Raw genomic sequence first — 6,034 nt, 5'->3', positions numbered from 1 at the left:
GTGGCCGTGCTGGCCGCCGGCGCCGTGATCGTCGCCCAGTCCGTGGCCGGCAGCCCGGACGGGTTCACCCCGGGCGCCCCGACCTCCACCACGGCGGCGCCGGGCGGGTCCGAGCTGGACCGCTGCTGGGCGGCCGTCGTCTCGGCCGGAAAGGCGAACCGGTACCCCGACCGGGCGCAGTGGCACGAAGTGGTCTCGACCGACTCCGACACGTCGCGGGTCACCGCGTTCCGCGCGGCGGGCAAGCCGGTGTTCTGCCAGACGATGGCCCGCACGGTGGTGGTCAGCGACCCGAACGCGGAACCGGCGCTCGCGCCCGGCACCGGGACCGGGTCGCTGCTGGCGACGAACATCGGGGGCCTCGGCGGGGTCGCCGACCCGTCGTGGACGCGGGTGGGCGTGGAGATCCACGACCAGAGCGGGTCGGACACGATGACGACCGCGACGGCCAAGGACGGGCTCTTCGTCGTGGCCGGGTGGTCCGACCGCGCGGTGCGGACGCGGGTCTACGACCAGATCGACGACGATCCGGCCCGGCTCGACACCGCGGCGATGCTGCCGACCGCGCCGCCGCCCCCGGTGTCGGTCGTCGACCGGCCCGCCGACGCCCCGCCGCAGGACGTCGAGTTCCTGAGCACGTGCCTGGGCAAGGCCGACCCCGCGGCGCCGGACGCGCACCTGTGGCAGCCGGGCGCGTCGGTGGCCACGGACCTCAGCACGGCGATGGTGGCACGCAACGCCGACAAGTTCGGCGTGTGCTACCACAACGCGACGTCCGACCGGTCGCACGACGACTACACCTTCGAGCCCGTCGACACGCCGAGGGCGGTCGACCCCGTCTCCCGCGTCCACGCCCAGCTGACCCTCAACTCGAGCGACGACGACCGGCCGCTGGTGCTGGGCGTGCTGCCCGAGCAGGCGACCTCGCTGCGCCTGGAGTTCGACGGCGGCACGAAGATCGACGCCGATGTCGCGAACGGCTCGTTCGCCGCGCTGCTCCCGCCGAGGTCGATCCACGACTCGGGGCAGCCGGTCGACGGCATGAAGCTGGTCCACGCCGTGGCCAGGGACGCGCGGGGCAAGGTCGTCTACGAGGGACCGGTCAGCTAGACCAACTCCAGCGGATCGAGCCGGACCCGGATCGGGTCCGGCTCCTTCCGGGCGGTCCGCATGTGCTGGGCCGTCGACAGCGCCGCGGCCAGCGCCCTGCCCTCCGCCCGCGACGCCCGCACCAGGGCGCGCTCCTTCTCCCCCTCCTGCCCGAGCGGCACCGGACCCAGGATCTCCCCGGACGCAGGGAGTTCGAGCTCCTCCAGGAACGTGGCCAGCGCCTTGGCCGGCCCGTCGACCGACGCCATCCGCACCGCGGGCGGGAAACCGAGCTCCTCGCGCGCACCCAGCTCCTGGCGCGCGTGCCACACCGGGTCCCACCGGACCAGCGCCTGCACCGGGGTCAGCGACGACTCGGCCAGCACCACCACGCGCCCACCGTCGCGCCCGGGCCGGACCAGCGCCGCGGCCAGCATCCACCGGCGCAGCGCCTCCTCCGACGCCCGCAGGTCGGCCCGGCCGAGCAGCGCCCAGCCGTCCAGCAGCAGCGCCGCCCCGTAGCCGCCGTCGGCGACCGGTTCCGCGCCCGGCGTCGCCACCACCAGCGCCGGCCGCGCCTCCACCGTCGACAGCACCTCGCTCGCCCCGGAGCCGAGCACGGGCACGTCGGCGAACGCGCGCCCCAGTTCCTCGGCCGTCCGCTTGGCGCCGACGACGATGGCCCGCAGCCGCCGCGACCCGCACGTCCCGCACTTGAACGCCGTGTCCGGCGCGCCGCACCACCGGCAGGTCGGCACGCCCGCGTCCGCGCCGGGCCGGCCCGGCGGCAGGCCCAGCGGCCCGGCGCAGCGCCGGCACCGGGCGGGCGTGCGGCACTGCTGGCACGCGAGCGCCGGCACGTACCCACCGCGCGGCACCTGCACGAGCACCGGCCGCCCGTCGGCGAGCGCGGCCCGCGCGGCCTCGAACGCCACCGAGGGGATCCGGGCCGCGCGTGCCGCCGGGTCCCGGGCCAGCTGCAGGTCGGTCTCGCCGAGGGAGACGATCCGCGGCGAGGCCGCGCGCAGCTCCTCGCGCGAGGCGACGATCTCCGGCGCCCACCCCGAGTCGACCAGCAGCTGCGCCTCGGCGGTACGCGCGAACCCGGCCACCACGACCGACGCGCCGACCGCGTGCGCCCGCTGGATGAGGACGTCGCGCACGTGCGGGTAGGGCGCGTGCGGGTCGGCGTGCAGGTCGTCGCCGTCGTCCCAGACCACGAACAGGCCTGGCCGGTGCACCGGGGCGAACACGCTCGCCCGGGTGCCGACGACGATCCGCGCGCCGCCGCGCAGCACCGACAGCCACCGCCGGTACCGCTTGGCCGGCCCGGCGTCGGCCGACAGCGCCACGACCGCGTCGTCACCGGCGAGCGCGACGCAGGCGGCGTGCAGCCGGGCCACGTCCCGGTAGTCCGGCACCACCAGCACCGCGCCCCGGTCGCCTGCCGCCGCGGTGATCGCCAGCTCGGCGAGCCGCACCGGCCAGTCCTCCCCCGGCAGCGCCTGCCACACCGCGTGCGCCTGCCGCCCGGCCCGCACGGCGTCGAGGAACGCCGGCCCGCGCGGGTAGCGCCGCCAGCCGTCGGTCTCCGGCGCCCGCGGCAGCGGCGCCGGCTCCGGCGGCGGCTCGGCCTCGACCTTGGCGTGCCGCGGCGGGATGGCCAGCCGCAGCACGTCGATCATCATGCCGGCGTAGCGGTCGGCCACGGCTCGCGCGAGCGCGGCGATCTCGGGGGCGAGCACCGGCTCGGCGGACACGACCTTGGTGAGGAAGCCGAGCCTGCCGGTGAACTCCGACTCCGCCACGCGCTCGGCGAGGAAGCCGTCGACCTGCTGGCCCGCGAACCGGACGCGCACCCGGCAGCCCGGCACCGCGACCTCGTCGAGCTGCTCGGGCACCAGGTAGTCGAACGGCCGGTCCAGGTGCGCGAGCGGGACGTCGACCAGCACCCGGGCGACCGGGAGCGTGGCCGCCGGCCGCTGCTCCCCCTTGCGCGCGGTCATGCGCGGTGTCTATCACGGGGCGCCGCCGGATGCCGCGTCAGACCAGCCAAGTCCGGTCGCGCATGAGGAGGCGCCCGGTGCGGTGGGCGAACGCGTCGGCCACCGGGGCATCCGGGGCGATCACCTCGACCGTGCCCTCGATCAGCACGACGTCCCGCGTCCCGCCGACGCCGACCTTGCCGGTCGTGGTCAGTCCTGGAGCAGGCCGATGACGTTGCCGTCGGCGTCCTTCACCGACCCGACGAGCCGGCCGCCGCCGACCTCCTTGATGTCGTCGTTGGCCGTGGCGCCCGCGTCGAGCAGCGCCTGGTGGGTGGCCTTGATGTCGGCGACGTGGTGGAAGGTGACGGGGCCGGTCATGCCCGTGGCGTGGCCGTTGGGGTTGAGCCCGATGTCCTGGCCGGCCACCTTGTAGCCGACGTAGTAGGGCGCCTCCACCTCCGGTGCCGTGCCCAGCAGCGCGTTGAACACCGCCTTCGCCTTGTCCAGATCGCTCACCGGGAAGATGATCGTCTTGAAGCCGTCCGTCATGTCGTCCTCCGTACTCGGTCGTTCCCCGTCACATCGACGGTGTCCCGTCGGTCAGCTACTTGACACAACGCGACGAGAAAGTGTGACCGATGGTCGAGGAAAACTCGCTGACCTCGCAGTTCGAGGCGCATCGCACGCATCTGCGGGCCGTGGCCCACCGGATGCTCGGCTCCTACGCCGAGGCCGACGACGCCCTGCAGGAGGCGTGGCTGCGGGTCAGCCGCGCGGACACGAGCGAGGTGGAGAACCTCGGTGGCTGGCTCACCACCGTCGTCGGGCGGGTGTGCCTCACCATGCTCCAGTCGCGCAGGTCCCGCCGGGAGACGCCCCTCGAGCTGGTGGCCGAGCAGGAGGCGGCCGCGAGCCCGGAGCACGAGGCGGTCCTCGCCGACTCGGTCGGCCTGGCCCTCCTCGTGGTGCTGGACACGCTGGCGCCGGCCGAGCGGCTCGCGTTCGTGCTGCACGACCTGTTCGCGGTGCCGTTCGACCAGATCGCGCCGATCGTGGACCGGACCCCCGCCGCCGCGCGTCAGCTCGCGAGCCGGGCGCGGCGGCGGGTGCAGGGCGCGGACGCGGCGCCCGACGTCTCCCGTCAGCGCGAGGTGGTCGAGGCGTTCCTCGCGGCATCGCGCGACGGGGACTTCGCCGGGCTGCTTGCCCTGCTCGATCCGGACATCGTGCTCCGTGCCGACGAGGCCACGGTGCGGACGGGCGCGACGGCCGAGGTCCGGGGCGCCGAATCCGTTGCGGAGACCTTCTCCGGCCGGGCCCGGGCCGCGCGCCCTGCTCTGATCGACGGCGAGCCCGGGGCCGTGTGGTCGGTCGGCGGGACCCCGCGCGTCGTGTTCGCGTTCACGATCGCCGGCGGCCACATCGTCGCGATCGAGATGCTCTCCGATCCCGAGTTGCTGGCCGGGCTGGAGATCAGCCGCTGACGACCACGTGCCCCGCGCCCCACACGGCCGCGGCCACCGCGAGCGGCCAGATCAGCAGCAGTGGCAGGAATCCCATGCCCGCCACCAGCAGGACGACGGCCGTGAGCGCGGTCGCGACGAGCCCGACGTTGGCGGAGACGTAGACCAGCCCGACGGGCCCGAAGAGCACGCTGAGCACGAACGCGAGCCCGACGGACTTGTGGCGGGGTTGCTCGATCGGGTAACGGCCGGGGCCGGTGGGCTCGGCCGGTGATCCGTGGTACCAGCCGCCGGACACGAGCGGTGGGTGCGGCGGGATGGCGGCCGGGGCCGCGGAGAAGGGCTTCGCATACCAGTCCGCCGCAACGGCCGTCGGGTTCAATGTCGAGCGAGTGGCCATCGTCATTTCCTCCACCCTCTGTATTTCGTCTGCATCAACCATGCTCGGCCCTGCGGAGAGCGGGTAATGTGTCATTTGGAACTTCCACGTCACCTCGGGTTGGGGGCCCGTTGGATGGCCACAGCGGCAAACGCAGAGCGTGGCACCGGCTCACCGCGGCGGAGCGGACCGCGCTCACCGAGTCCGGGTATGTCCGGGTGTGGAGCCCTGGTGAGATCCTTGCCCTGCAAGGGAGCCCGCCCAGCAGCATGTTCGTCATCCTCCGCGGCTGGGTGAAGATCACCGCCACCAACTACCGAGGCGACGACGCCCCCCTCGCGGCCCGCGGGCCGGCCGAGATCGTGGGCGAGCTGGCGCCCATCAGCGGTCTCCCCCGAACCGCGACAATCCAGGCGATGGACGAGGTTCAGGCACTCGTCATCCCCCGCGACCGGCTGATGGCCGTACTCCGCAGGCGCCCCAGGATCTCCGAGGAACTACTCCGAACGGCCGCGATCCGCCTGCAACAGTCGGATCGGCTGCGACTCGAGTCCGGCGGCCCGGACTTCAGCCAACGCCTGGCGGCGGTCCTGCTCGAACTGGCCCTGCAGTACGACCCCGACTGGGCGGCGGCGACGTCGCTGCCCCTGAACGTGACCCAGGAAGACTTGGCCAGCTATGCCCGGGTGTCCCGCAGCACGCTCATCCGGGGCCTGGACGAGCTGAAGAAACACGGAGTGGTCCACACCGCCCGCCACCGCATCACGATCCTGCGCCCGGACCTCCTCCGCGACCTGGCCGCCGGCACCACGACATCCGACGACCCGTAGATCAACCCTTCCGGATCCACGCTTGGTAAGCCATCATTGAAGAATCCTGCTCGAGCCAACCTGCGGGTGGAGGGGAACTCGACACATGAATTCGGCCGAAACCGACCATGGCATCGAATCGGAATTGATCGACCTCGGCACCATCCCGTTCCGCGAGTTACGCACGCTGGACAGTTCCTCGCTCCACCAGGCCGTACAGCACGTGGTGGACCGAACCAGCCAGGTACGGATCCTCTCGCGCAGCGGCAATAACGGTGGGGGCGAGAGAGTCGACTGACACTGGTC

At 73.6% G+C, this 6,034-nt stretch carries 7 protein-coding genes; 4 read left to right on the top strand and 3 right to left on the bottom strand.

The window, feature by feature from the left end:
- On the top strand, window positions 1-1,110 hold a 1,110-nt coding region (locus VGD70_RS16425; protein ID WP_331082331.1), incomplete at its 5' end, for a hypothetical protein.
- On the opposite strand, the gene VGD70_RS16420 is transcribed toward VGD70_RS16425, so the two are convergent.
- Both VGD70_RS16420 and VGD70_RS16415 read right to left on the bottom strand, forming a co-directional pair.
- A complete protein-coding gene (locus VGD70_RS16420; RefSeq protein ID WP_331082330.1) occupies window positions 1,107-3,095 on the bottom strand; it encodes a primosomal protein N' in 1,989 nt (662 codons plus the stop codon). The genes VGD70_RS16425 and VGD70_RS16420 overlap by 4 nt on opposite strands.
- Before the next feature lie 189 nt (window positions 3,096-3,284).
- The gene (locus VGD70_RS16415; RefSeq protein WP_331082329.1) at window positions 3,285-3,626 is read right to left on the bottom strand and encodes a VOC family protein; all 342 of its coding nucleotides are present in this window, start codon (window positions 3,624-3,626) and stop codon (window positions 3,285-3,287) included.
- A gap of 89 nt (window positions 3,627-3,715) precedes the next feature.
- Between VGD70_RS16415 and VGD70_RS16410 the strand changes: the two genes are divergently transcribed.
- Entirely contained in the window at window positions 3,716-4,561 is an 846-nt protein-coding gene (locus VGD70_RS16410) for a sigma-70 family RNA polymerase sigma factor (RefSeq protein WP_331082328.1), read from the top strand.
- Here the strand turns inward: VGD70_RS16410 and VGD70_RS16405 are convergent.
- Window positions 4,551-4,940, bottom strand: a complete 390-nt coding sequence (locus VGD70_RS16405) for a hypothetical protein (protein ID WP_331082327.1) — start codon at window positions 4,938-4,940, stop codon at window positions 4,551-4,553. The genes VGD70_RS16410 and VGD70_RS16405 overlap by 11 nt on opposite strands.
- A gap of 110 nt (window positions 4,941-5,050) precedes the next feature.
- On the opposite strand from VGD70_RS16405, the gene VGD70_RS16400 reads away from it, so the two are divergent.
- Entirely contained in the window at window positions 5,051-5,749 is a 699-nt protein-coding gene (locus tag VGD70_RS16400; protein ID WP_331082326.1) for a Crp/Fnr family transcriptional regulator, read from the top strand.
- A gap of 85 nt (window positions 5,750-5,834) precedes the next feature.
- Entirely contained in the window at window positions 5,835-6,026 is a 192-nt protein-coding gene (locus VGD70_RS16395) for a hypothetical protein (protein WP_331082325.1), read from the top strand.
- Window positions 6,027-6,034 lie beyond the last annotated feature (8 nt).

It is taken from the genome of Actinophytocola sp. (genome assembly GCF_036402745.1).
In the GTDB taxonomy this organism is placed as follows: Bacteria; Actinomycetota; Actinomycetes; order Mycobacteriales; family Pseudonocardiaceae; genus Actinophytocola.
The sequence above is the reverse complement of the archived record's forward strand: the minus strand, read 5'-3'. Positions and strand labels throughout refer to the sequence as shown.

Bases quoted from the DNA above. Each gene is read 5' to 3' on its own strand.
- VGD70_RS16420 (WP_331082330.1), bottom strand. From the start codon at position 3,095: ATGACCGCGCGCAAGGGGGAGCAGCGGCCGGCGGCCACGCTCCCGGTC.
- VGD70_RS16395 (WP_331082325.1), top strand. From the start codon at position 5,835: ATGAATTCGGCCGAAACCGACCATGGCATCGAATCGGAATTGATCGAC.
- VGD70_RS16415 (WP_331082329.1), bottom strand. From the start codon at position 3,626: ATGACGGACGGCTTCAAGACGATCATCTTCCCGGTGAGCGATCTGGAC.
- VGD70_RS16405 (WP_331082327.1), bottom strand. From the start codon at position 4,940: ATGGCCACTCGCTCGACATTGAACCCGACGGCCGTTGCGGCGGACTGG.
- VGD70_RS16410 (WP_331082328.1), top strand. From the start codon at position 3,716: ATGGTCGAGGAAAACTCGCTGACCTCGCAGTTCGAGGCGCATCGCACG.